22 protein-coding genes are annotated in these 24,219 nt (G+C 69.9%); 11 read left to right on the forward strand and 11 right to left on the reverse strand.

The genetic code is table 11. The features are described 5' to 3' along the window. Positions 1-438 precede the first annotated feature (438 nt). Entirely contained in the window at positions 439-1,689 is a 1,251-nt protein-coding gene (locus tag ABD256_RS38170; RefSeq protein ID WP_344430198.1) for a hypothetical protein, read from the forward strand. Here ABD256_RS38170 and ABD256_RS38175 read toward each other — a convergent pair. After that, positions 1,673-3,736 carry a hypothetical protein gene (locus ABD256_RS38175; RefSeq protein ID WP_344430200.1) on the reverse strand — a complete coding sequence of 688 codons (2,064 nt, stop codon included), beginning with the start codon at positions 3,734-3,736 and terminating at the stop codon, positions 1,673-1,675. The genes ABD256_RS38170 and ABD256_RS38175 overlap by 17 nt on opposite strands. A gap of 120 nt (positions 3,737-3,856) precedes the next feature. Here ABD256_RS38175 and ABD256_RS38180 point away from each other — a divergent pair, with 120 nt between their 5' ends. The 5 genes from ABD256_RS38180 (at position 3,857) to ABD256_RS38200 (ending at position 10,711) form a co-directional block, all read left to right on the forward strand. Then, entirely contained in the window at positions 3,857-5,083 is a 1,227-nt protein-coding gene (locus ABD256_RS38180) for a PucR family transcriptional regulator (RefSeq protein ID WP_344430202.1), read from the forward strand. 219 nt (positions 5,084-5,302) lie between these two features. Then, a complete protein-coding gene (locus tag ABD256_RS38185) occupies positions 5,303-7,648 on the forward strand; it encodes a molybdopterin cofactor-binding domain-containing protein (RefSeq protein ID WP_344430204.1) in 2,346 nt (781 codons plus the stop codon). A gap of 8 nt (positions 7,649-7,656) precedes the next feature. After that, positions 7,657-8,133: a (2Fe-2S)-binding protein gene (locus ABD256_RS38190; protein ID WP_344430206.1), complete on the forward strand. Its 477-nt coding sequence runs from the start codon at positions 7,657-7,659 to the stop codon at positions 8,131-8,133. Positions 8,134-8,207: 74 nt separating this feature from the next. Then, positions 8,208-9,494, forward strand: coding sequence for a DUF1800 domain-containing protein (locus ABD256_RS38195; RefSeq protein ID WP_344430208.1), 1,287 nt, complete (start codon positions 8,208-8,210; stop codon positions 9,492-9,494). A gap of 5 nt (positions 9,495-9,499) precedes the next feature. Then, positions 9,500-10,711, forward strand: a complete 1,212-nt coding sequence (locus ABD256_RS38200) for a DUF1501 domain-containing protein (RefSeq protein ID WP_344430210.1) — start codon at positions 9,500-9,502, stop codon at positions 10,709-10,711. Here the strand turns inward: ABD256_RS38200 and ABD256_RS38205 are convergent. Then, the gene (locus tag ABD256_RS38205; protein ID WP_344430212.1) at positions 10,672-12,012 is read right to left on the reverse strand and encodes a sensor histidine kinase; all 1,341 of its coding nucleotides are present in this window, start codon (positions 12,010-12,012) and stop codon (positions 10,672-10,674) included. The two genes, ABD256_RS38200 and ABD256_RS38205, sit on opposite strands and share 40 nt — an antisense overlap. Next, a complete protein-coding gene (locus ABD256_RS38210; RefSeq protein WP_344430214.1) occupies positions 12,009-12,683 on the reverse strand; it encodes a response regulator transcription factor in 675 nt (224 codons plus the stop codon). Before ABD256_RS38210 ends, ABD256_RS38205 begins: the two co-directional genes overlap by 4 nt. 170 nt (positions 12,684-12,853) lie before the next feature. On the opposite strand from ABD256_RS38210, the gene ABD256_RS38215 reads away from it, so the two are divergent. From ABD256_RS38215 to ABD256_RS38225, 4 genes are all read left to right on the forward strand, one after another. Further along, complete coding sequence (locus ABD256_RS38215) at positions 12,854-13,261, forward strand: hypothetical protein (protein ID WP_344430216.1); 408 nt, start codon at positions 12,854-12,856, stop codon at positions 13,259-13,261. Next, positions 13,262-13,537: an HNH endonuclease signature motif containing protein gene (locus ABD256_RS44560; protein WP_425546588.1), complete on the forward strand. Its 276-nt coding sequence runs from the start codon at positions 13,262-13,264 to the stop codon at positions 13,535-13,537. Positions 13,538-14,323: 786 nt separating this feature from the next. Further along, positions 14,324-16,366 carry a M4 family metallopeptidase gene (locus ABD256_RS38220; RefSeq protein WP_425546589.1) on the forward strand — a complete coding sequence of 681 codons (2,043 nt, stop codon included), beginning with the start codon at positions 14,324-14,326 and terminating at the stop codon, positions 16,364-16,366. Between the two features lie 113 nt (positions 16,367-16,479). Further along, the gene (locus ABD256_RS38225) at positions 16,480-17,763 is read left to right on the forward strand and encodes a M20/M25/M40 family metallo-hydrolase (protein WP_425546590.1); all 1,284 of its coding nucleotides are present in this window, start codon (positions 16,480-16,482) and stop codon (positions 17,761-17,763) included. Positions 17,764-17,866: 103 nt separating this feature from the next. On the opposite strand, the gene ABD256_RS38230 is transcribed toward ABD256_RS38225, so the two are convergent. From ABD256_RS38230 to ABD256_RS38255, 6 genes are all read right to left on the reverse strand, one after another. After that, the gene (locus ABD256_RS38230) at positions 17,867-18,691 is read right to left on the reverse strand and encodes a hypothetical protein (RefSeq protein WP_344430221.1); all 825 of its coding nucleotides are present in this window, start codon (positions 18,689-18,691) and stop codon (positions 17,867-17,869) included. Between the two features lie 66 nt (positions 18,692-18,757). Beyond that, positions 18,758-18,931: a hypothetical protein gene (locus ABD256_RS38235; protein WP_344430223.1), complete on the reverse strand. Its 174-nt coding sequence runs from the start codon at positions 18,929-18,931 to the stop codon at positions 18,758-18,760. A 32-nt stretch (positions 18,932-18,963) separates the two neighbouring features. After that, positions 18,964-19,137, reverse strand: coding sequence for a hypothetical protein (locus ABD256_RS38240; RefSeq protein WP_344430225.1), 174 nt, complete (start codon positions 19,135-19,137; stop codon positions 18,964-18,966). 40 nt (positions 19,138-19,177) lie between these two features. Beyond that, entirely contained in the window at positions 19,178-19,717 is a 540-nt protein-coding gene (locus tag ABD256_RS38245) for a hypothetical protein (RefSeq protein WP_344430227.1), read from the reverse strand. After that, positions 19,707-20,660, reverse strand: coding sequence for an alpha/beta fold hydrolase (locus ABD256_RS38250; RefSeq protein WP_344430230.1), 954 nt, complete (start codon positions 20,658-20,660; stop codon positions 19,707-19,709). Before ABD256_RS38250 ends, ABD256_RS38245 begins: the two co-directional genes overlap by 11 nt. A 10-nt stretch (positions 20,661-20,670) precedes the next feature. Next, on the reverse strand, positions 20,671-20,850 hold the full coding sequence (locus tag ABD256_RS38255; protein WP_344430232.1) for a hypothetical protein: 180 nt from the start codon (positions 20,848-20,850) through the stop codon (positions 20,671-20,673). Between the two features lie 173 nt (positions 20,851-21,023). Here ABD256_RS38255 and ABD256_RS38260 point away from each other — a divergent pair, with 173 nt between their 5' ends. Continuing rightward, on the forward strand, positions 21,024-21,764 hold the full coding sequence (locus ABD256_RS38260) for a polysaccharide lyase family 7 protein (RefSeq protein ID WP_344430234.1): 741 nt from the start codon (positions 21,024-21,026) through the stop codon (positions 21,762-21,764). Positions 21,765-21,778: 14 nt separating this feature from the next. Here the strand turns inward: ABD256_RS38260 and glgC are convergent, their stop codons facing one another. Then, positions 21,779-22,996, reverse strand: a complete 1,218-nt coding sequence (gene glgC, locus ABD256_RS38265) for a glucose-1-phosphate adenylyltransferase (protein ID WP_344430236.1) — start codon at positions 22,994-22,996, stop codon at positions 21,779-21,781. Then, positions 22,989-24,137 carry a glycogen synthase gene (glgA, locus tag ABD256_RS38270; protein WP_344430266.1) on the reverse strand — a complete coding sequence of 383 codons (1,149 nt, stop codon included), beginning with the start codon at positions 24,135-24,137 and terminating at the stop codon, positions 22,989-22,991. Before glgA ends, glgC begins: the two co-directional genes overlap by 8 nt. Between the last annotated feature and the right edge of the window lie 82 nt (positions 24,138-24,219).

Raw genomic sequence — 24,219 nt, forward strand, 5'->3', positions numbered from 1 at the left:
AGCATCGCCGTTCGTGTCCGGCCCGCTCGCGCCCCGATGGCGCACCGTCACCAGCAGCCGGGCCGTACTGGCGGTGGTGCACAACGTGACCGCCGCCACGCGCCTGTTCGACGTGCTCCCCGTGTTCGTGGACGATCCCCGCGTCGAAGTGACGTTCACCTGCCCGAGATCGAGCGCGTTCACCGCGGGTATCGACGACTACCTTGCCCGGCAAGGGATCCGGCTCATGCCGTGGAGCGAAGCCGTGCGGTATCCGTTCGGCCTCGCCGTGTCCGCCAGCTACGGCGGCGACCTGCACGACCTGCGGGCTCCCTTACTGGTCGTTCCCCACGGAATGGGATACAATAAGTTTCTAGAAATCAGAAATCAGAAATCAGAAATCAGAAATCAGAAATCAGAAATCAGAAATCAGTGTTCGGTTTGTCGTCCCCGTGGATCATGCACGAGGGCGAGGTGGTTCCCGCGCATATCGTGCTGTCGCACGGTGAACAGCTCGACCGGCTCCGGCTCGCCGTGCCCGAAGCGGCCGAGTTCGCCGTGGTGGCCGGGGATCCGAGCCTGGACAGGCTCATCGCGAGCAAACCACTCCGCGAAACCTACCGGCAGGGCTTCGGACTCACGAGCGCGCAACGGCTCGTGCTCGTGTCGTCCACCTGGGGCGAAAACTCCTTGTACGGCACCGATCCCGAGCTGATCCGCAGGCTGGCGCACGCGCTCCCGATCGACTCCTACCGGATCGCGGTCGCACTGCACCCGAATGTCCACGAAGGACACTCGCGCTGGCAGGTCGCCCGCTGGCTGAACGCCTGCACCAGGGCGGGCGTGCTGGTGCTGCCGCACGAAGACCTGTGGCGGCAGGCGATCCTCGCCTCGGACGTGGTGCTCGGCGACCACGGCTCGGTCACGTTCTACGCCGCCGCCGCGGGAAAGCCGGTGCTGCTCGCCGCCGCACCGCACGCCGATCTCGATCCGCGGTCACCGGTGCACCAGCTCGTGACGACCGCGCCGCGGTTCGACCCCGCGGCCGACGCCGGGCAGCAGTTCGACCGGGCCGTGGCCGGGCACGACCCCGCCCGGTACCTGCCGATCACCGAACTCGCCACCGACCTGCCCGGCAAGGCGGCCACCGCGCTGCGGGAACTCTGCTACCGCGCGCTCGATCTGGCACCGCCCGCGCATCCCGCACCGTTGCACGTCCTCCCGGTGCCGGAGCTGCCGATTCCGCTGCCACGAGCGCAGCTCACCCGCGCCGAAGCCGTGCGCCGCACGGAGAAGGCACTCGTCGTCCGTATCGCACGGCACGCCGTGGACACCCTCTACGACCCGACGTGGTCCGCGGAGCCCGCCCAGCTCGTGGTGCACGTCGGCGAACCGGACGCGACGCTGCTCGAACTCGCCGACGTCGTGGTGCACGACAACCCGCGCGACGCGGGACGGTGGCTCACCGAAACCCTGCACGCGCTGCCGGGCTGCACGATCGCCGCCGCCGGGCTACCGGACGGGTCGTGGCTGGCGGGCGACACCACCGCACTGGTCAAGATCACCGCCGTGCAAGGAGATCCGCACGCGCTGGCCTCCGTGGTCGGCGAACTGCGCACCGAGCCCGGCGCGCCGTTTCCGGACGAGGTCACCGTGACCACCGACTCCGGCGCGACCGTGGCGAGCGCCCGGTTCACCCGGCTGCGCTGAGCCGGCTGAGGACAGCGCGCGCCTCGGCCGTGAATCCCCTCAGCCGCCAGATTTCGAGCGCCCTCTCCCACTTCTGACGAGCAGCGGCCCCGTCGGCGAGCTTGGCCAGCTCTTCCCACGCGCGAGCGTGTTCCCGGTGCTGCTTGGCGGCCCCGGCCTCCCGGACGACGGCGTTCAGCAGGTCCTCCGCGACCGCCCGGTCCCCGCGCTCGCCGAGCTTGATGCCGCGCCACAGGTCGACCTTGCGCAGGTTCGCCGCATCGCCCGCGAACTCGGCCCGCGCCTCATCGAGCAGCGGCAGCGCGATTTCGGGCGGGGAAGCCTTGGCCAGGTGGAACTTCGCCATCGCGATCCGCCGCCCGGCACCGATCCGCTCCGCCAGCACCAGGTTCCGATCGAGCAGTTCCCCTGCCTCGGCGAACCGTTCTTCGTCGATCCTGATCAGGCCGATCGATTCCAGTACGGTCGCCTGCGCCGCGAGCGACCCGGCTCGCTCGGCCGCTTCCCCCGCCTCGCCGAACACTTCGATCGCCCGCGCCCAGTTCCGCAACTGCCGATGACCGAACCCGAGCTGCGTTCCCAGCACCGCGCGCGCGAGGTCCGCGAGGTCCGCGAGGTCCGCGAGGTCCGCGAGGTCCGCGAGGTCGCTGTCCCAGGCACCAGCGGCTTCGACGCCGACGCCGTTCACCGCGACCATCTCGGCCGGGAACTCGCCGGTCTCGTGCACCGGCCACAATGCCAGGCACAGCTGGACGACCCATTCCGGGTCCTCGGCGGCGGCGGCCGCGGCGGCGAGGTTGCCCCGTTCGACCTCCAGCCAGCGCAGCGCTTCGTCCTTCGGCACCGGCGCGAACCGGCCCAGCGAGGGCCACAGCTCTTCGACCCAGCCCCGGCGGGGCTTCACCGCCTCGGCACACGCCAGTCCGCGAATCCGGTAGTGGGTGAGCAGGGCCCCGGTCAGCAGCGGGCCGTCCGCCGCCGCCGCTTTCGCCGCCGCGTGCTCGGCGATCAGGCCGCCGAGCCGGTATCGCTCGTCGTCCTCTTCCTGCACCAGGCTCGCCCGCACCAACTCGCGCATCGGCGCGGTGAGGTCGTCCACGGACACGTCCAGCGCGGCGGCGAGCGCGGCCACCCCGGCCGGGTCGGCACCGGGATGCGCCCCGATCGCGCGATAGCACCGCTGTGCCAGCGGTTCGAGCCGTTCGTAGGCGGTGTCGAACATCGCGGCCAGCGACAGCTCGGCAAGCGGCCCCTTCCGCTCGAGCTGGCGAACCAGCCGAGAGACCGGCCAGTCGAACTCGTCGATCAGCGCGACGGCGACGTTCAGCGCGGTCGCCGATCCGCCGCAGAACCGGACCAGCCCGGTGACCGCGTCCGGCTCGGCCGCGACCTTCTCCGGCTCCAGCGCCCGCTCCAGCAGTGAACGGGCGGCTTCTTCGGAAAGCGGCTCCAGGCGCACGTGTTTCGCGGAATGCCGCGCCTGGAGCTTGGTCAGGCTCCCGACCTGCACGACGAGCGCCGCCGAACCGGGCCCGGTGGGCAGCAGCGGTTCGGCCTCCGCCGAGCGGAGCGCGTCGTCGATGATCACCGCCAGCCGCTTCCGGCTGCTCCAGGTCCGCCACATCGCCGCCCGGCCGTCCACACTGGACGGAATATCGCCGCGGCCGAAACCGACGGCGGTCAACATGTCCGCCAGCGCCGAATTCGCCGAACCCGCGCCGCCGAGCCTCGTGTAGAAGAGACCGTCCGGATAGGAATTCCGGTGCCGGTGGCACCATTCGGTGGCGAGCGCCGTCCGCCCGCTGCCCGGCGCGCCCCCGATCAACGCGGTGCGCGGCCCGCCTTCCGCGTTCTCCGGCCGCAGGATCGTCTCCAGCCGCGTCAGCTGGCGCTCGTTGTTGACGTAGTGCACCGCCTTGGCGCCGAGCTGGTTCGGTGTTCGCGGCTCTTCCGGGCGCGCGCCGAGGTAGACGTCGCCGTAGATCTTCCCGGCCTGGAGCACGGACCCGGCTTCGCCGCTGAACTCGTTGTGGATTCCCTCGGCCACGAACTCTCCCCCACCGAAGCAATTTCCGGACGGGTCCGACCCTACCGCGAGGCGGTGACAATGTGCATCGGGTTCCTCGCGCTCAGTTCTCCCCGCGCACCTGTGCGATGCTGACCGGCCATGGACGACGGTGGCGCGCGGATCGCGGAGAAGCTGGCGTCGAGCGTGCTCCAGCGCGTCCCGGCGCTGACCGACGCGCTCGTGCGCGTCATCGAGCAGCAGAACCCCGGCTACCGCCGGATGAACGTGGTGCCGGACGAGGACCTGTGGCGTTCCTGCCACGACAACCTGACGCGCGTGCTGCAGTTGCTGGCGGGTCTCGACCGCGCGGAAGACGACGGCGAAGGTCCCGATTTCCACGACGCGGCGGACGCGACGGGGCAGCGGCGCGCGCGCCAGCGGCTGCCGCTCGACGACCTGCTGCGCTCGTTCCGCCTCGGCGGGCGGCTCGTGTGGCAGGCGCTGATCGAGCAGGCGCGGCTCGAAGGCACCGAGGCGGAAGCGCTGGTGGAGGTCGCGACGCGGGTGTGGGAGGTGATCGACGCGCTGTCGGCACAGGTCGCGGCGGCCTACCACGCGGCGGAGCGGCAGCTCGTGCGCGCGGACGAGCAGCGGCGGGCGACGTTGTGGGAAGGGTTGTTGCAGGGCAGGGCGAAGGACGCCGCGTTCGCCTACGAAGCGGCCCGGATCGTGCGGCTGCCGGTGGACGGCCCGTTCGTCGTGGTGTCGGCCGGCGACCGGAACGTCACCGACGGCCTGACCGAAGCACTCGGCGAACGGCTCGACGCGGCGGGCATCCGGTCGGCGTGGCAGGCGCGGTCCGACACGCTCGTCGGCCTGCTCGCCCTGCCCGCGTCGACGCCGACATCGACGGCCGAAGCGGTGGCCGTGCTGCGCGAACTGCTGGACGTGCCGGTCGGCATCTCGCTCGTCGTGTCGGGCCTCGCCGAGGTCGACCTCGGCTTCCGGCAAGCCACGCTCGCCAGGCGCACGGTGCCACCCGCGCACAGCGGAGCCGCCGGGCTCGCGAGCCTTTCGGACCGGCTGCCGGAGGCCCTGCTGCTGAGTTCGCCGGAGCTGACCGAGCCGCTCGTCCAGCGCTGGCTCGGCCCGCTGCTCGACCTGCCGGTGCGGGACCGGCGGCTGTACCTGCACACGCTGCGGACCTGGACGGAGACCGCGGGCTCGACGACGAGGACGGCCGAGGCGCTGCACTGCCACCGCAACACCGTGATCAACCGGATCCGGCGGCTGGAAGACCTGCTGGGGCACTCCCTGAGCGGCGACGACCTGCCCGTAGAGCTGGCGCTCGCCCTTCGCGCGCTGCCGTTCTACCCGCTCTCCTGACGCCCCTTCTTTTACGACGCATTGTGCACTCCGCACAACGGGGTTAGCCCAAACGTAGGCACCGTGGTCGTAGCTTTGGGGTAGTGACCTGTGTAACACTCCGGCCCGGAAAGGGGCGCACTCGCCGTGACGGATCGGTGACGCGCCCACCGGTCCCGAACCCACCACGGTCAGCCCCGCCACGCTCTGGAGACAGCGCCGTTTCGAGAGGACCCTTTGATGGTCGAGCACCACCGTGCGCCCGAACTGCAGGCGCCCACACCCCCCGAAGCCGAACCGGACGGGATGGGCCGCCGCCGCTTCCTCGGCTTCCTCGTCGCCGCCCCCACGCTCGCCGTCGCCGCCCAGGTCGGCGGCGCCGCGATCGACGCGCCGGCCGCCGACGCCGCGATCCCGTCGCTGCCGCAGCCCGCGGACCTCTTCGACCTCGGCGATCTGCAGAACCTGGCCGCGGCGCCCACCTCCGGCCTGATCTCGGTGCAGGTCAACGCGGACGGCACGGCCGCCTTCGCGCTGCCGAGGGCCGAGGTCGGCCAGGGCATGACCACCGCGGCCGCGATGATGATCGCCGAGGAAATGGACCTGCCACTGGAAAAGGTCACGGTCACCCTCGCCGACGCGCGGCCGGAGCTGCTGATGAACCAGCTCACCGGCGGGTCGAACTCGGTGCGCAGCATGTACACCGCGATCAGGACGGTGGCGGCGATCGCGCGCGAGCGGATGCTGGCCACCGCCGCGTCGCAGTGGGGCGTGCCCGTCGCGCAGCTCCGCGTCGACAACGGTGTCATCTCGCACCAGAACGGCAAGCGCGCGGGTTACGGCTCGCTCGCGCGCGCGGCGGCGGCCTCGCGGACGACCACGGTCACCGCGAAGCTGAAGGACCGCGGTCAGTTCAAGGTCCTCGGCACCCCGCGCAACCGGATCGACGCGCTGGAGGCGGTGACCGGCCGCAAGCAGTTCACGCTCGACCTCGACGTCCCGGACGCGAAGCCGACCATGGTCGCGCGCCCGCCGACGATCAACGGCACGCCGAAGGCCGTGCTGAACGCGGCCGAGGTCAAGGCGATGCCCGGCGTCACCGACATCGCGCCGATCACCTTCGGGGTCGCGGTGCGGGCGGAGACCTTCGGCCAGTGCATCGACGCGATCCGCGCGCTGAAGGTGACCTGGGGCAAGGGCACGGTCGACGGCGAGTCCGACGAAACCGTGTACAAGAAGCTCAAGGCGGCGACGCTGCCGATGGTGGTCCCCGGGCTGCTGACGAAGTCGATCGACGCCGAGTTCACCTTCGCCTTCGCCAGCAACAGCCCGCTGGAGACCGGCAGCGCGATCGCCGACGTGCGCGAGGACCGCGCGGAGATCTGGTCGTGCCTGAAGGTGCCGATCGTGGCGCAGGAGGAGATCGCGGCGAAGATCGGGCTGCCGCAGGGCGCGGTGAAGGTGCACGTGACCCAGGGCGGCGGCTCGTTCGGGCGGCACCTGTTCCACGACGCGGCGCTGGAAGCGGCCGAGGCGTCGAAGAAGATGGGCAAGCCGGTCAAGCTGATGTGGTCGCGCACCGACGACTTCCGGCAGGGCCGCGCGCACCCGATGTCGGTGTCGCGGGTCCGCGCCACCCACGCGCTGGGCAACGTGGTCAGCTTCGAGCAGCGGCACACCAGCGTGCAGACGGAGTTCAGCCACGGCCTCGGCGAGATGATCACCTCGACGGCCGCGAAGCTGCCGATCGCGGGGAACCTCACCTTCGCCGAGTCGATCTTCGAGCTGAGCCAGTCCTCGCCGTACAACTTCGGCGTCACCACGCAGCTCCTCAACGAGATCCCGTTGAAGTTCAACACCGGCAGCATGCGCAACATCTACTCGCCGAACGTGGTGACCGCGCAGGAACTCGTGGTGGATCAGCTCGCCGCGCAAATGAAGAAGGACCCGGTGCAGTTCCGCCGCGAGTTCCTCAAGGACGAACGGCTGCGCGCCACATTGGAGCGGGCGGTGCAGGTCGGCGAATGGGGCAGGAAGCTCCCGGCCGGGATGGCGCAGGGGATCGCGCTGCACTCGGAGTACCGGGGCGCGGTGGCGGTGCTGATCGAGATCGACTGCCGCCCGGAAACGGTCAACCGCAAGGTCGAAGAGGGCGTCACCGGGCCGAGGGTGACCAAGGCGCTGGTCGTGATCGACCCCGGGTTCGCGATCAACCCGCGCGGGCTGGAGGCGCAGATGATCGGCGGCCTCAACGACGGCATCGCGACGTGTCTCACGTCGAGCCTGCACATCAAGGACGGTATGCCGCTGGAAGGCAGCTGGGACAACTACTTCTACACCAGGGAGTGGAACACGCCGCTGGAGACGAAGGTCGTGATCATGCCCGACACGTCGTCGAACCCGTGCGGCGCGGGCGAACTCGCGGTGGCGCCCGCGTTCGCGGCCACCGCCTGCGCCTACGCGCGCGCGGTCGGGAAGATGCCGACCACCTTCCCGATCAACCACGGCACGATCAGCTTCGAGCCGATCCCGCTGTCGCCTTCGACCCCCGCCTCGCCCACCGACGGCCTCGACCACGCTTTCTAGGAGTTCCTGTGCCACAACACACTTTCAAGTTGAACGGCAAACAGATCACAGTGGACGCCGAGGACAGCGAGCGTTTGCTGTGGGTGCTGCGCGATCTGCTCGGCGTGAAGGGGCCGAAGTACGGCTGCGGGCTCGACGTCTGCAAGGCGTGCACGAGCCACATCAACGGCAAGGCCTTCAACCCGTGCTCGGTGCCGGTGTCGAAGATCAAGCCGAGCGACGAGATCACCACGATCGAGGGCCTGCCCGCGACCGTCGGCAAGGACCTGCACCCCATGCAGGAGGCGTGGCTGGAGCTGGACGTCGCCCAGTGCGGGTACTGCCAGCCCGGCCAGATCATGGCCGCGGTCGCGAAGGTCCGGCAGGCGAGGGCGGCCGGGCACGAGATCGGCGACGACGATCTCGACGAGATCCGCAACATCTGCCGGTGCGGCACCTACGCCCGCATCCGCGAGGCCGTCAAACAGGGCGCGAAGGACATGTGACTTCGCTGAAGATCGGCTGAAGAACCCGGCGGCGCGCTTTCCGCCGCGTTCCGCGATCGCCACCATCGGGTGTCATGGCGGCAATCACGGAACGCGGCGCCGTCCGGCGGCTGCACGACCGGTTCGGCTTCGGGCCGAGACCGGGCGAGCTCGACCGCGGGTTCGCCGAAACGCTGACCGGCCTGCTCACTCCCGGCACCGACGGCGGCACTCCGCCGCCACAGCTCGGCCCGCCGCCGGACCGCCCTGGCAAGAAGAACGGCGACGAGGCGGCGAAGAAGCAGGCCGCGGCAAAGCTGAAAGCGCAGGAGGCGCAGGCGGCGCGGTGGTGGCTGGACCGGATGGCCACGGCCGATCACCCTTCCGTCGAACGCCTGACCTGGTTCTGGCACGGACATTTCGCGACCAGCGAGCAGAAGGTGCGCAGCCCGGAGCTGATGCTCGCGCAGAACCAGACCCAGCGCTCGCTCGGGATGGGCAGCTTCACCGAGCTGGCGCGCGCGATGATCGTCGATCCGGCATTGCTGCTGTGGCTGGACGGAAACAAGAACAGGGCGGGCTCGCCGAACGAGAACCTGGCGCGCGAGTTCATGGAGCTGTTCGCACTCGGCGTCGGGCACTACACCGAGGACGACGTGCGGGAGGCGGCCCGCGCGCTGACCGGCTGGTCCGCGGACCGCGATGTCACGACGGCGAAACTGGTCACGAAACGCCATGACACCGCGTCGAAACACATACTCGGCCGCGACGGCGACTTCACCGCACAGTCCTTTGTGGACCTCGTGCTGGGCAGGCCGGAGTCGGCGCCGTTCGTGGTCGGCCGGATCTGGTTCCGCCTGGTGTCTTCCTCGCCGCCGCCCGCCGACGTCCTGAACCGGCTCGTCGCGGCCTACGGCGCCAAGCGGGACATCACGGCCGTGCTCAAGGCGATCGCCGCGGAACCCGCGTTCCGGGATCAGGCTTTGGCACTGGTGAAACAACCGGTGGAATGGCTCGCCGGTCTCCTGCGCGCACTCGGCGTCCGGCCTGGTTCGCTCGACGACAAGGAGCTTTTCGCCGGGTTGCGCGGGATGGGCCAAGTGCCGTTCCAGCCGCCCAGCGTCGGTGGCTGGGCCGCGGGCGGCGCGTGGCTGACTACTTCGGCGGGGGCGGCGCGGCTGCGGCTCGCCCGGCTCGTCGCCGGACATGCGAAGCCCGACGCCGTCGCGAACGCGCGCGACCGGGTGGCCGCGGTCGGCGACCTGCTCGGTGTGGACGCCTGGTCGGAGCGGACGAAGAACGCGCTCGCCGGTGTCACCGGGACCGTGCCGGACCTGATCGCGGTGGCGGCGTGCGCCCCCGAATACGCAGTGAGCGGGTGAGGGACATGACCAAGCTGACCCGGCGGCGATTCCTCGCCGCGAGCGGCGTGACCGCGGCGGGCGCGCTCGCGGCCGGCGCGACCCAGGTCGACTGGACGAGCCTGATGACGGCCGCCGCGCAAACGCCGCTGGACCCGAAGGACGGCGTGCTCGTGGTCGTCACGCTCTACGGCGGGAACGACGGGCTCAACACCGTCGTCCCGGCGGGTGACAACGCCTACCAGGACGCGCGGCCCGAACTCGCGTACCGGGCGGACGAGGTGCTCGATCTCGGCGAGGGGCTCGGCCTCAACCCCGGGCTGAAGGGGCTCAAGGGCCTGTGGGACGACAAGGCCCTTGCCATCGTGCGCGGCGCCGGGTACCCCGGCCCGGACCACAGCCACTTCCGCTCGATGGCGATCTGGCAGACCGCGTCGCCGGAGACCTCGGTCCCGACCGGCTGGCTCGGCCGGTGGCTCGACAGCACGGGCGACGACCCGCTGCGCGCGATGTCCGTCGAGCCCGTGCTGCCGCCACTGCTCGCCGGTGCGGGGACCGCGGCCGCGTCGTTGCCGGTCGGCGGCCTGGCGCTGCCGAAGGGCGCGCTCGGGAAGTCCTTCGAAGGACTGGGTGCCGCGCAACCGGGCGAGGGTTTCTGGCAGGCGAAGGCCGCGAAGTCCGTCGGGGACCTGCACAACGCGGCGCGGGTGCTCGGCGGCCCCGCGCACGGCCAGGAAAAGAAGCAGGGCAAGGGAAAGCTGACCGCGCAGCTCGACGTGGTCGCGAACCTGATCGAAGCGGGTGTGCCGACTCGCGCGTATTCGGTGTCACTCGGCGGTTTCGACACGCACGCCGACGAGCGCGGCACGCAGCAGCGGCTGCTGACCGAACTGGACGGCGCGCTGACCCCGTTCGCGCGCAGGCTGGCGAGCACCGATCGCGGCAGGCAGGCCGTGGTGCTGGTGTACTCGGAGTTCGGCAGGCGGGTGCGCGCCAACGCGAGCCAGGGCACCGATCACGGCACGGCGGGCCCGATGTTCGTACTGGGCAACGGTGTGCGGGGCGGGTTCCACGGCGAAGAGCCGAGCCTCACCGATCTCGCCGAAGGAGATCTCAAGCAGACCGTCGACTTCCGCGACGTGTACGCGAGCATGCTGGAAGGCGTGCTGGGCACCCCGGCGGACCGCGTGCTGCCCGGTCACTCCGGGCGGCTCGACGGGCTGCTGCTCCCTGCTTGAGAGTCCGGCTTGGACAGTCCATACAGGATGAAGGAAGCACCGCCGGAGCGCTCGTAGCGGAGATCGCCGCCGTGCGCGCGGGCGAACCCGCGCGCGATCGTGAGGCCGAGCCCGGCCCCGCTTTGGCCGCGGGCGTCGTCGAGGCGCACCAGCCGGTCGAAGATCCGTTCGACGTCTTCGGCAGGCACACCCGGCCCGGTGTCGGACACGGTCACACCGGACTCGGTCACGGTGAGGCTCAGCGTGCCCCGTCCCGCCATCGCGCGCACGGCGTTGTCCACGAGATTCGTCAATACCTGGGTGAGCCGATCGGAATCGCCGAGGACGACGGTGTCCGGTCCCGAGACCTCGACGGTGAGTTCGGGCGCGAGCAGGCGCGCCCGATCCGCCTGCGCCCGCGCCAGTGCGAGCAGCGCGACGGGCTCGGGCTCCAGCCGCACCCCGGCGTCGAGGTGGGCGAGGTCGAGCAGATCGCTCACCAGCTTGCCCGCCCGCTGGGACTCCCGTGCCAGCAACAGGTGCAGCCGCTCGGTGAGCGCGGGATCCGCGTCCGGTCCCTGCTGGAGCACCGCTTCGGCGGCGGCCTGCACGCCCGCGATCGGGGTGCGCAGCTCATGCGCGGCGTCCGCGACGAACCGGCGCGTCCGCTCCTCCGAAGCGCGCGCCGCCCGTTCCGCGCCCTCCAGCGCGTCGAGTGCGTCGTCGAACGCGCTCGCGGCCCTCCCCAGCTCGGTCTTCGCGCTCGACGGGGCCAGCCTGCCACCGCGCCGCCCGGTCACGATCGATCGCGCGAGTCCGGTCATGGCGTCCAAAGGGGACAGTGCGATCCGGACACCGACGAGCAGCGCGGCCGCGGTCACCGCGATCGCGGCCAGCCCGGTGAAGAACAGCACCCACCGCAACGTCGACTCCGCACCGGCGACGATCGACTCGTCGGCGGTGACCGTGAGCGCGGCGCCGTCGACCTTCCCCCGCCCGCTCAAGGTCGTCTTGACCTGGCGCAGCCTGGCCTCCGCCGGCCGCGGCGGCGCCCCGAGCACGGTGCCGTCGGTCAGCGTCAGCCTGCCCTCCACACCGCGCGTCTCCACGCGCCGCACCAGGTTCTGCGGCTGCGCACCCTGCTTGGCGAGCTGCTGCGCGAGCTGCACGCGCCCGGTGAGCAGCCCGTTGACGTCCCGCTCCGCCTGCGCGCGGAACACCGCGCTGACCACGAACCCGAGCACCACCAGCACCACGGCGAGCACGACCAGCGCGGTCACCGTCACCCTGCGGTAGAGGGAGGTGGTGCGCAGCCCGCTCATCCGACCTCGCCCCGGAGCACGTACCCCTGGCCGCGCACCGTGTGCAGGATCCGCGGCCCGTGCTGCTCCAGCTTCCGGCGCAGCGTGCTGACGTTGACCTCGACGAGGTTCTCGGCGTAGTCGTCGTACCCCCAGACCGCGGCCAGTATCTGCGTCTTGCTCCGCACCCGGTCGCGGTGCGCGGCGAGATGGCTCAACAGCTTCCACTCGGTCGTGGTGAGGTCCACCCGCTCGCCCGCGTACAGCGCCATCCCGGCCTCGGCGTCCACCACGAGATCGCCGATCTCGACGGTCGGCCTGGTGCGGCCGGTCCGGCGCAGCACCGCTGTCACCCTGGCCACCAGCTCGGCCAGCACGAACGGCTTGACCACGTAGTCGTCGGCTCCTTCGCCGAGCCCGCGCAGGCGATCCTCCACCCCGTCCCGTGCGGTCAGCATGACCACTCCCGCCGCGGAGTTCCGGCGGATCAAGGAAAGCAGTTCGAATCCGTCCCTGCCCGGCAGGAGCACGTCCAGTACCACGAGATCGGGGCGGAACCCGACGAGGTCCTGCTCGATCGCTTCACCGTCGGCACGGGCGCGCACTTCGAAACCGGCCGTGCCCAACGCGGCTTCCACCGAAACGCGGATCGCTTCGGCGTCCTCGATCAGGAGGATTCTTGGTGCTGTCACGCGGTCAGTTTAACCTCTGTGGTGTGTGTGGCGCTTCGTTGGCTTCCTGTTTCGATTATCTCCTTATTGTGAAACATATTCCGCTTCAGGAATGTCCATTGTGGATTTTTTATTTTGATTCACTTGGATGGATCAGTCGAACCTGTGTACGATCGCGGTAGAATTGTGTTGTGTCCGAGAACTCTTCCCTTGAAGCGCAGCGGGAGCTGTGGCAGCGCGGAGCGCGGGACAATGCCGCGCTGCTGCGGGAAGAGATGATGGTCTTGTGGCAGCAGGAAGCCCGGGTCTGTCGTGTGATCGCGCACCTGGACAACGATGGCTCACGTGAACTCGGATACCCCTCCACCACGGCGTTGGTGGCCGAGGTCGCGCGGACCACGTCGGGTGCGGTGCGGAAATTGGTGGCACGGGCGCTCGCGATCAACCCCAGCCAGAGTGTCGGCGCCAGGGCACAGTGGTGGCCGCGCAGACTTCATCGTCACCATCCCGCTCGCCACCCTCCAAAGTGGACTCGATCAGGCGTGTCTGGATCCGGTCACGGGTATCACGGTCAGCGAAGCCAGGATCATGGCGTGTGACTGCAAGCTCATCCCGGTGGATGCTGTTTCCCCCGCTGCCGGAGAAAGCCCGAACATTGCCAGGCCCACCACGTCGTGCCGTGGTGGGCAGGCGGCGACACCAAAGTCGAAAACCTCGTACTCCTCTGCGAACACCACCACCGCCTACTCCACAACAGCGACTGGAAACCCCGCATGGTCAACGGGCATCCGGAGTTCACGCCACCAGCACACCTGAATCCCTGGCGAAGACCCCGAACCAACACCATCCACACCGCACGACCCCGCGCCGCCTGACCAGAAACCCCGCCACACCGGCGGGGTACAGGTGGCTGCCCGCTATGTCCTCAAAGGACTCGCCGGGCCACCGCCACGGTCACCCCGCCCTCGAGGCACCAGACCGAAGGGGCACCAGAACGCGACCGGCGACTCCGCCAACGCGACCTCCGTCCGCACCCTCGACAGCAACGCACCGAGGCACATGTGCGGACCCGCACCCGAAGCCCATGCACGGGCGCCACGTACCGGTGGCGGCCCGGGGGCAAGCGCGCTGTGATCGTGGGGCTGCCTTCGCGGGCCAGCGGCGAAGGGGCACCACAACGTACCCGAGGCCCGGCCGTTCCGGGACGGCATCACGGCCCGTCGCGGCCGCCCGCTCGGCCAGTCGCGCCGCTTCGCGGGCACTGGGGATCAAGGAAAATTAATAACCGGAATGACGTGGCCTCGGCACCGATGCACGTATTAGCAGAAGACCATACGAAAGTCGCTCCCAGCAGCTCTGGGGTGGAAAACCGCTGCTGCGCAAGTGTTTGCGGGGGCACTACGGATAAATCCGCAGGCCACCACTACTCCACTCAGCGCATTGACGCCCCCCTTGCCGAATTCTTTACTCAAGCTCGTCCGAGGTCCCGTCCCTGCACCTCCTCGGGCAGTTCTCCCCCGCACACCGTGCTGCCCGGCGCGACGGCCCGTTTCCCCGTCTCGCCGGGTAGTGCGGCCTGCCTTGAACGAAAGGTATCCGCGATGACTCCCCAGCGTGGACTCAGATCAGGCTTGGCGGCGATAGCCGGCCTCGCTATGACCATGGTGTTGCCGGTGATCCCGGCCAGCGCCACACCGGCCGCCCCTCCCGCGCAGCCCGTCAGCCCCGAGGCCGCCGCGATCACCGCGGCCGACCAGGCCGCCGCCATCGGCGTCGACAGGCTGAGCAAGGGCACCGACGAGGCGTTCCGCCGCCTCGGCGTCACCCCTGGTGGCGCGGGCCTGTTCTACGTGTCCTACGAGCGCACCTACCGCGGCCTCCCGGTCATCGGTGGCGACGCGGTCGTGGTCGCCGACGGCGCCGGACGCGTCCGGGACACGAGTGCCGCGGAGACCGCCGACATCAAGGTCGGCACGAAGCCGGGGATCAGCGCGGACCGCGCGGCCGCCGTCGCGCGCGGCCAGTTGTCCACTGTAGACAGTGTGTCGTCGCCGCAGCTCGTGGTGGTGGGCGGGGCCACCCCGAAGCTCGCCTACGAGGTCGTCGTCAAGGGACGCGGCGCGAACCTGCCGAGCAACCTGCACGTCTTCGTCGACGGCGCGACGGGCGCGGTGCTCGACAAGCGCGACGACGTCAAGGCCGAAGCACCGCACGCCACGGGCACGCCCGCGAGCACGCCTCCGGCGCCTTTCGGCAGCGGTAACAGCTTCTACGTCGGCAACGTCACGATCGACACCACGGGCTCCGGCAGCTCGTACTCCATGCGCGACCCCGGGCGCAGCGGCATCAGCTGCGGGCGCGAGGGCGGCTCGGTGTTCACCGGCAACGACGACGCGTGGGGCAACGGGTCCGGCACGGACCTCGAAACCGGCTGCGTCGACACGCTGTACTCGGTGCAGCGCGAGTGGAACATGCTGAAGGACTGGCTTGGCCGCAACGGCATCGACGGCAACGGGCGCGGGTTCCCCGCCTCGGTCGGCCTGAACGACGTCAACGCGTACTGGGACGGCTCGTCCACGCACTTCGGGCACTCGCAGGACAACCGGCGCCAGGCCACCTCGATGGACGTCGTCGGCCACGAGTTCGGCCACGGCATCTTCCAGACCACGCCGGGCGGTGCGGGTTCCGGCAACGAGAACGGCGGCCTGAACGAGTCGACCGGTGACATCTTCGGCGCGCTCACCGAGGCCTACGCGAACAACGCGAAGGACACCCCCGACTACGAGGTCGGCGAAGGCGTGAACCTGGTCGGCCAGGGCCCGATCCGCTACATGTACAACCCGTCGAAGGTCGGCGACCCGAACTGCTACTCGTCGTCGATCCCGAGCACCGAGGTGCACGCCGCGGCAGGCCCGCAGAACCACTGGTTCTACCTGCTGGCCGAGGGCAGCAACCCCGGTGGCGGCAAGCCGACCAGCCCGACCTGCAACAACAGCACGGTCACCGGCATCGGCATCCAGTCCGCGGGCAAGATCTTCTACAACGGCCTGCTGAAGAAGACCTCGTCGTGGCGGCACAACTCGGCGCGCAAGGCCACCCTGGAGGCCGCGCTCTCGCTGTTCCCCAACAGCTGCACCGAGTTCAACGCGGTGAAGGCCGCGTGGAACGCGGTCAGCGTGCCGCCGGTCAGCGGTGAGCCGACGACCTGCAACCAGCAGCCCGGCAAGAACGACTACTCGGTCAGCCTGAGCCCGTCCTCCGGCACCGTGAAGCCCGGTGAGTCGGCGACCGTCACGGTGGGCACCACGACCACCAACGGCACCGCACAGGCGATCAAGCTGACCGCCACCGGCCTGCCCAGCGGCGCGACCGCGAAGTTCGAGCCGGAGTCGATCACCTCGGGCGGCTCGGCGAAGCTGACGATCACCACCGCGGCCAACACCCCGAACGGGAGCAGCAAGGTCACCGTCAACGCGGACGGTGCCGAAGTGGACCACACCGTGCAGTACGACCTGACCGTCGGCAGCGGCAACCCGCCGACGGGCTGCGACGGCGTCGAGGCGTGGGACGCGAACACGCTGTACGTGCCGGGCGACGAGGTCTCCCACAACAGTCACAAGTGGACATCGAACTGGTACTCCAGCGGTGCCGAGCCGGGCGCGCCCGGTTCCTGGTACGTCTGGAAGGACGGCGGCGCCTGCTGATCCCCCACTGAACACGGTGCGGCGGCGCTGACCCCGATCGGCGCCGTCGCACCGCTCCATCCCCGAATTAAGGAGCACTGATCGTGCGAGCTTTCAAAGGCTTCGCCGCCGGTATGGCGCTGGCGCTGGGGCTGGGCATAGGGCAGGTCGCGACCGCGGCCCCCGCGCCGCCGGTGGCCCCCGCACCGCACGCGATCGCCGCGCCCGACATCTCACTCGCCAATGTCAGGGCGCACCTGAGCCAGCTGGAGACCATCGCGCGGCAGTACGGCGGCAGCCGCACCGCCGCGAGCGGCGGTTACGCCGCTTCGGTGTCCTATGTGGAACAGAAACTGAAGGCAGCCGGGTTCACCACGAGCCGCCAGACGTGCACGAGCTGCTCAGGGCAGAGCCAGAACCTGATCGCGGAATGGCCGCACGGCGACGCGAACCAGGTGATCATGCTCGGCGCGCACCTGGACAGCGTCAGCGCCGGCCCCGGTATCAACGACAACGGATCCGGCAGCGCGGCGATCCTCGAAACCGCGCTGACGCTGGCGAAGACGAACCCCGAGATAGCGAAACGCGTCCGGTTCGGCTGGTGGGCCGACGAGGAGTCGGGGATGCGCGGCTCCCGGCACTACGTGAACAACCTGCCGTCGGCGGAGCGGTCGAAGATCAAGGCCTACCTGAACTTCGACATGATCGCGTCGAGCAACTGGGGCCATTTCGTCTACGACGACGTGGCTTCGATCAAGGCGGTGTTCGACGAGTACTTCGCGACCCTCAACGTGCCGACCGAAGGCGACAGCGAGGGCGACGGGCGCTCGGACCACGCCTCGTTCAAGAGCGCGGGCATTCCCGTCGGCGGCCTCGCGACGGGTGCCGGCGACATCAAGTCCGCGGCACAGCAGCGGAAGTGGGGCGGCACCGCGGGTGCGGCGTTCGACAACTGCTACCACCGCGCCTGCGACACGCTGTCGAACCTCAAGGACGTCCCGATGGACCGCAACAGCGACGCGATCGCCTACGCGGTGTGGAAGCTGGCGGGCGCCGGCACCACGACGCCACCGGGCGACCGGGTCTTCACCAACGACACCGACTACGCGATCACCGACTACGGCACCGTGAACAGCGCCGTTTCGCCGACCACGGCCGGTGCCGCGACCTCGCCGGTGCAGGTGAAGATCACCGCTTCGCACACCTGCGCCGAGGACCTGCGGATCAGCCTGACCGGCCCGTCGGGGCGCAGCTATCCGGTGAAGGAGACCGGGAACGCGCCGTGCACCCAGTTCGGCAGCAGGGACTTCTCGGTACCGGTGACGGGTGAGAACGCGGGCGGTGCGTGGACGCTCGTCGTCTACGACGCGTACGCGGGCGACACCGGCACGCTCGACACCTGGACCCTCACCGTCTGACGTTCCGGCGTCGGACCGAGGGGGGAGGAAAGTCCCTGATGGCCACCATGACGGCGCTGGTCGCCGCCGAGGTGGCCATCAGGGCATTCAGGCTCGGGTCCGGTCAACCGCCCTCGGCGGGGCGCCGGCTGCGTTCGGAGAGGACGTGCAGGATGGCCGGGTGCGTGGCGCCGAAGGCGAGCACGAACCGGTTCAGCCCCATGAACTGGCCGATCCCCAGGTGGAACGAGGTCATCATGCCGAGGTACGCGCGCGCCGCGGGCGGCGGCAGCACGAACACCAGCGGGAACCCCAGTTCGGCGGCGATGGTTCCCCACGAGACGAGCTTGCCCAGCACGGGGTACCGCGTGACGAGGCGGTGCACGCGCGGATCGCCGTAGTTGCGGGTGCGGATGATGCCTTCGAAGGCGTCCCCGGCGAGCCAGACCGGGGACACCACCTTGACCAGTCCCGAGGCGAGGTAGGAGATCGTGGTCTCCAGCGCCAGGGTGCGCAGGGTGAGGTCGCGCGCCTTCTCGCGGTCCTTGAGCGCGGCCGTGGCGGCGAAGGTGACGTTGATGACCTGCTGAAGCTGGTCGGCACCGTCACCGCCGAACGGGTTGCGCATCCGGCCCGCGGCGCCGGTCGCCGCCAGCGTCGCCGCGCCCGCGAACTGGACGCGGCGAGAACGCGGCCAAGCGATCGTGGCCGCCGAGGCCGCCGCCTGCGCCGCGTACAAGCCGACGCTCGCGCCCTTCGACGACAACGCTTCGACGAGCCGGGGGAACCGCTTCGCGAACTTCGGGTGGATCTTGTCGAGCTGCGTGCTGAGCAGCTCACCCTGCTCGAACCGGGCGGACTGGCTGAGCATCTCCAGCGCCGAAACGAGGGTGCCCAGCGATGCCACCCGCCTGGCGACGACCTCGTGCTGGTGGCGTCCGATGACCATGGGATTCCTTTGCTGGAAGGAAAGCCGCGGCGACGGGACGAGCCCGCCGCCGCGGCAGCACGGGGCTCAGCCCGCGGCGTTGGTGTACGTGGTGCCCGCGGCGGACACCCAGATGCCGGTCGGCACGGTCACGGCGGTGACGGAGAACGCCGGGAGCGCGTCCGCACCGCTGCCGATCAGTCCCGGCGCGACGGCGCCGAGCCGGTCGTTGGCGTAGCTCGAAATCAGGTCGTCGTGCATTTTCTCTCTCCTTTTCGCAGGGGCCGGAAGTTTTACGAGTTGACACAAACCCACTTGGTCGCGACCAAGATCGGCATATAGTCCTGCATGATCGTGAGTTCGGTCCCGGCATAGACCGGGGCCTCGTCGCGACCCCTCGCCACCAGACCTGGCGCGACAGCGGCCAGGTTTTCGTTGGCGTAGCCCGCGATCACGTCGTTGCGCATGTTTCCTCCTGTAGTGAACGCTTCCCTCAGCGCTCTTCCATCAGCTCACGCCGAGCCTTATTTCCCGTGAGGCGAAAACGGGAATGACGTCCCGTTCGCCGCCGGAAACGGGAAACGATTCCATCAACAGGAACTGGGTCGCTTCGGCCTGGTCGACGTGCGCGAGGTGCGCGCGGACGAATTCGGCCAGGCAGCCGTAACCGAGCGACTTTTCGATGCGGTCCAGGTCCCCGCCCACCGCGCCCGCGAACGCCGTGATCGACTGCAGCGCGTCGAACAGCGCCTTCGGGCTGCGGTTGCGCGCGTTCCACACCAGTGCGTACCAGGGCCGGTCACCGGTCACCGGGACCTGCTCCCACGGCGTGGTGCCCGAGGCCGAGACGTCGCGGTAGAGCAGGTGCACGTCCTTCGTGCCGGGGTTCGGCCCGAAGAACCGCCAGTTGGGCACCGGGATCCGCCACGGCCCCTTGCGCAGCAGCCCGTCGAACCGGGGATCCGGTAGCTGCGCCGCCGCGGTGGCCACCAGCCAGGCGGCCAGCCCGGTGGTCACGGCCGCGGTCTTCCACCGCTCACCGCGCATCGCGCACCTCCTCCGCACCGGACCGCGCGATCACCCGCGCGACCTCCGCGGCGTACTCGCGGGCCGCCAGTACCGACTCGTGTTCCGCGCCCTGCACGAAGTGGTGCTCCGAGACGGCGGAAAGCTCGAGCAGCTCGGCTTGCGCGGCCCGGTGCGCCGCCGAGCTGGCGAGGCCGTTGGACACGGTCACCACGTCCACCGGCACACCGACCTCGCCCAGCTCGGGGAAGTCCTGCGACGCACGGTATTCGCGGTGCGCGGTCGCCCACGACCGGTACTCGCTCAGGAAGGCGCGATGGCTCCGGTTGACCTCGTCGGGATAGGTGCGCCGCCGGTTCGAGGCCGGGCTGAGCGCGTTCAGCCCGGTCAGGGCGTAGATCCGTTCCATCACCATCGTCTGGCGGGCCCAGCGGTCGGTCGTGGTCCCGGCGGCGCGGTGCACCTGCCGGATGTTGGTCGCGTCCACCAGCACCAGCCGCCGGATGCCGAGGTCGGTGCCGCGGTGGAACGCCGCGTAGGCCGCGGCGAGGTAGCCGCCGAGCGAATGGCCGGCCAGTACCACCGGAAGCTCGCCGATGTGGGTGTCCCGCAGTTCGTCGACGAGGTCGAAGTGCTCGTGGAGACCGAACTCGTAGCGCGGGGTGCTGAGCCCGTAGCCGGGCCGGTTGTACCGGAAGTAGCCCGCGTCGCCGGGCAGTTCGGCGCACACCCAGTCCCAGTACTCGTGGGGCATGCCGAGACCGGATTCGAACAGGACGACGTAGCCGGCGTCATCGGGCACCCGTGCGGAGAACTCCACGAGCGTGCCGTCCGCGCGGCGGTGCACCGGGTGGCGCCGGGCCCGTTCGCCCCTGCCGCGGCGCCGGATGGTCATCCCGGAGGCGACGCTCAGCCCGGCCAGCGCCGACAGGCCCGCGGCGACCTGCCGTTCCAAAGAGGACACCGCTCGGCCGTCAGATTACGGTGATGATGCAGGTGAACGAACTGTTGACCGACGTCGCGGGCACCAGGGTGGGGAAGTCGACGCAGTACGGTGACGCCAGGTCGGTTCGCTCCGGCCCGGATTCCACCATCCCGGCCCGTACCGAACCCAGGTTCGTGTTCGCGTAGTCGACCACCGAGTCGAAAGACATGGATTCCCTTTCGCCGAGCCGTGAAACAGCCTTCGACGGGAAGTTAGCAGCGCGTCGCGGTGGCCCGGATCCATCATTTTGCTGGTCTCCCCGCACCGGTGGGGCGGCCGGAACCGGCCATCCGCGATTGACGACGGTGACCTGCCACGACACGATCGTCGCGGGAGGTCACCATGAAGAGTCCGCTGTGGATGGTCGCGGTGCTCGCCGGGAGCGCGATCGCGGCACCCGGTACCGCCGTCGCCGCCGAGTCCTGCGGGGTGCCCGCGAGCATCCTGGACCTGGAGAACTGGAAGGAAACCCTGCCGACCGGTTCGGCGGGCCATCCCGACGAGATCAAGCAGCCGAAGCTGGCGAACTACGCCAAAGCGCCGTGGTTCACCGCGAACCCCGGGTGCGACGGCGTGCGGTTCCGCGCCGCGGTGAACGGAGTGACCACGGGTGGCAGCGGGAACCCTCGGTCGGAGCTGCGCGAGATGGACGGGTCCGACGGGGCGAGCTGGTCGACGACCTCGGGCACGCACACCATGGTGATCGACGAAGCGATCACGCACCTGCCGAACGGCAAGCCGCACGTCGTCGCGGGGCAGATCCACGACGACGAGGACGACGTGACGGTCTTCCGGCTCGAAGGCACCCAGCTCTACGTCACCAAGGGTGATGACACGCACTACCAGCTCGTCACCGGCAGCTACCGGCTCGGGACGAAGTTCCAGGCGAAGTTCGTCGCGGGCGACGGGAAGATCAAGGCGTACTACAACGGCGAGCTGAAGGCCACCGTCGACGCCGAGTCCTCCGGCGACTACTTCAAGGCGGGCGCCTACACGCAGGCGAACTGCGAAAAGTCCTCCCCGTGCGAGGACTCCAACTACGGCGAAGTAGTCGTCTACGGCCTGAAGGTCACGCACTCCTGAATGCGGGTGCCCGCTCAGATCGCGCGGGCGCCCTTGCCCAGTACGACGATGCCGCCTTCGCTGACGTGGTAGTGCTCGCGGTCGCGCGCGAGGTCGACGCCGATGTGCGCGCCGGGTGGCACCACCACGTTCTTGTCCAGGATCGCCCGCCGCACCACGGCGCCCTTGCCGACGCGGGCGCCGTCGAGCAGCACCGAGCCCTGCACCACGGCGCCGTTCTCCACGATGACGTCCGGGGACAGCACCGAGTCGACCACCTGCGCGCCGGAAATGATGCAGCCGTTGCTCACGATCGACTGGTTCGCGGTGCCGCCTTCGACGAACTTCGCGGCGGCGCGCTGCGCTGGGTGCGCCAGTATCGGCCACCGGCGGTTGTAGAGGTTGAAGATCGGGTAGGTGGAGATCAGGTCCGTGTGCGCGTCGTAGTAGCTGTCGATGGTGCCGACGTCGCGCCAGTACCCGTGATCGCGTTCGGTTTCGCCGGGCACCTCGTTGCCGGTGAAGTCGTAGACGTGCGCCTTGCCGCTTTCCACCAGCGCCGGGATGATGTCGCGGCCCATGTCGTGGTGCGACGACGGGTTCCGCGCATCGGCCTCCAGCGCGTCGAGCATGACCTGCGTGGTGAACACGTAGTTGCCCATGGACACATAGGACTCACCCGGCGAGTCCGGCAGGCCGGGCGGGTCAGCGGGCTTTTCGAGGAACGCGTCGATCGCCGAGCCGTCGGCGGTCTGGATGACGCCGAACGAACTCGCCTCCTCCCGGCGCACCCTGATCCCCGCGACCGTGACGCCCGCGCCCGCTTCGATATGCGCGTCGATCATCTGCCGCGGGTCCATCCGGTAGATGTTGTCGGCGCCGAACACCGCGATGTAGGCGGGCTGCTCGTCGTGGACCAGGTTCAGGCTCTGGTGGATCGCGTCGGCGCTGCCCTGGTACCAGCGCGGGCCGAGCCGCTGCTGCGCGGGCACCGGGGTGACGTACTCGCCGGTCAGCGCGGACAGCCGCCAGGTGGTGCTGATGTGCCGGTCGAGCGAATGCGACTTGTACTGGGTGAGCACGCAGATCCGCCGCACGCCGCCGTGCACGAGGTTCGACAGCACGAAGTCGATCAGCCGGTGCACCCCGCCGAACGGCACCGCGGGTTTCGCGCGGTCCGCGGTCAGCGGCATCAGCCGCTTGCCCTCGCCGCCGGCGAGGACGATGCCCAGTACGTCGGATCCCTCAATCACGAAGACCTCCGTAGATACCGGCCGTCCGCTCGGCGATCGCGGCCCAGCCGAACTCGCCGACGGCGCGCGCACGCCCGGCGAGGCCCATCTCGACCGCCCGCACGGAATCGCCGACCAGCTCGTTGATCGCGGCCGCGAGCCCGCCTTCGAACGCGGCCGTGTCCTGCTCTTCGTAGTGCACGAGCAGACCGGTCTTCCCGTGGTCGACGACCTCGGGGATACCGCCGACGTCACTCGCGACGACCGCCGTCCCGCACGCCATCGCCTCCAGGTTCACGATGCCCAGCGGTTCGTAGACCGACGGGCAGGCGAACACCGCGGCGTGCGTCAGCAGCCGCACGACCTCGTCGCGCGGCAGCATCTCGGGAATCCAGTGCACCCCGGTCCGGCTCCGCTGCAGATCGGCGACCAGCCCGCGGAACTCGGCGTCCAGCTCGGGGGTGTCCGCGCCGCCCGCGCACAGCACGAGCTGGGTGCCCTCGTCGAGCGCGGCGCCCGCGCGGACCAGGTGCGGCACGCCCTTCTGCCGGGTGATCCTGCCGACGAACAGCACGTACGGCCGCTCGGGGTCGATGCCGTGCTTCGCGAGCACGTCCGTGTCGTGCCGGGGCTGGTACAGCTCGGTGTCGATGCCGTTGTGGACGACGTGCACGCGGTCCGGGGAAACCGCGGGGTAGGCGTCGAGGACGTCCTGGCGCATGCCGCCGCTGACCGCGATGATCGCGTCCGCGAACTCGTACGCCTCGCGCTCGATCCACGACGAGATCCGGTAACCGCCGCCGAGCTGCTCGGCCTTCCACGGGCGCAGCGGCTCCAGCGAATGCGCGGTCACCACGTGCGGGATGCCGTGGTGCAGCTTCGCGAGATGCCCGCCGAGGTTCGCGTACCAGGTGTGGCTGTGCGCGAGGTCGTGCCCCTCCAGCGCCGCCGCCATGGACACCGCGATGTCCATCGTGGAGAACGCGGCCCTGGCGTAGCCGTGCGCGTCGGTGTGCCCGTGCGCGCCGTCGCGGTCCGCGCCCCAGCAGTGCACGTCGAGATCGACGAGCGCGCGCAGTTCCCGTGCGAGGAACTCGACGTGCACCCCGGCGCCGCCGTAGACGTCCGGCGGGTACTCCCGGGTGAGCAGGCCGATCTTCATGTCCCGCACCCTACGCACTCCCGTCACGCGAACGCAGTCTGGCGGATGGGCTATATCCAATGAGACCAAAAGTAAGCCGCCC

This window comes from Amycolatopsis minnesotensis, assembly GCF_039529815.1.
Lineage (GTDB): Bacteria > Actinomycetota > Actinomycetes > Mycobacteriales > Pseudonocardiaceae > Amycolatopsis > Amycolatopsis minnesotensis.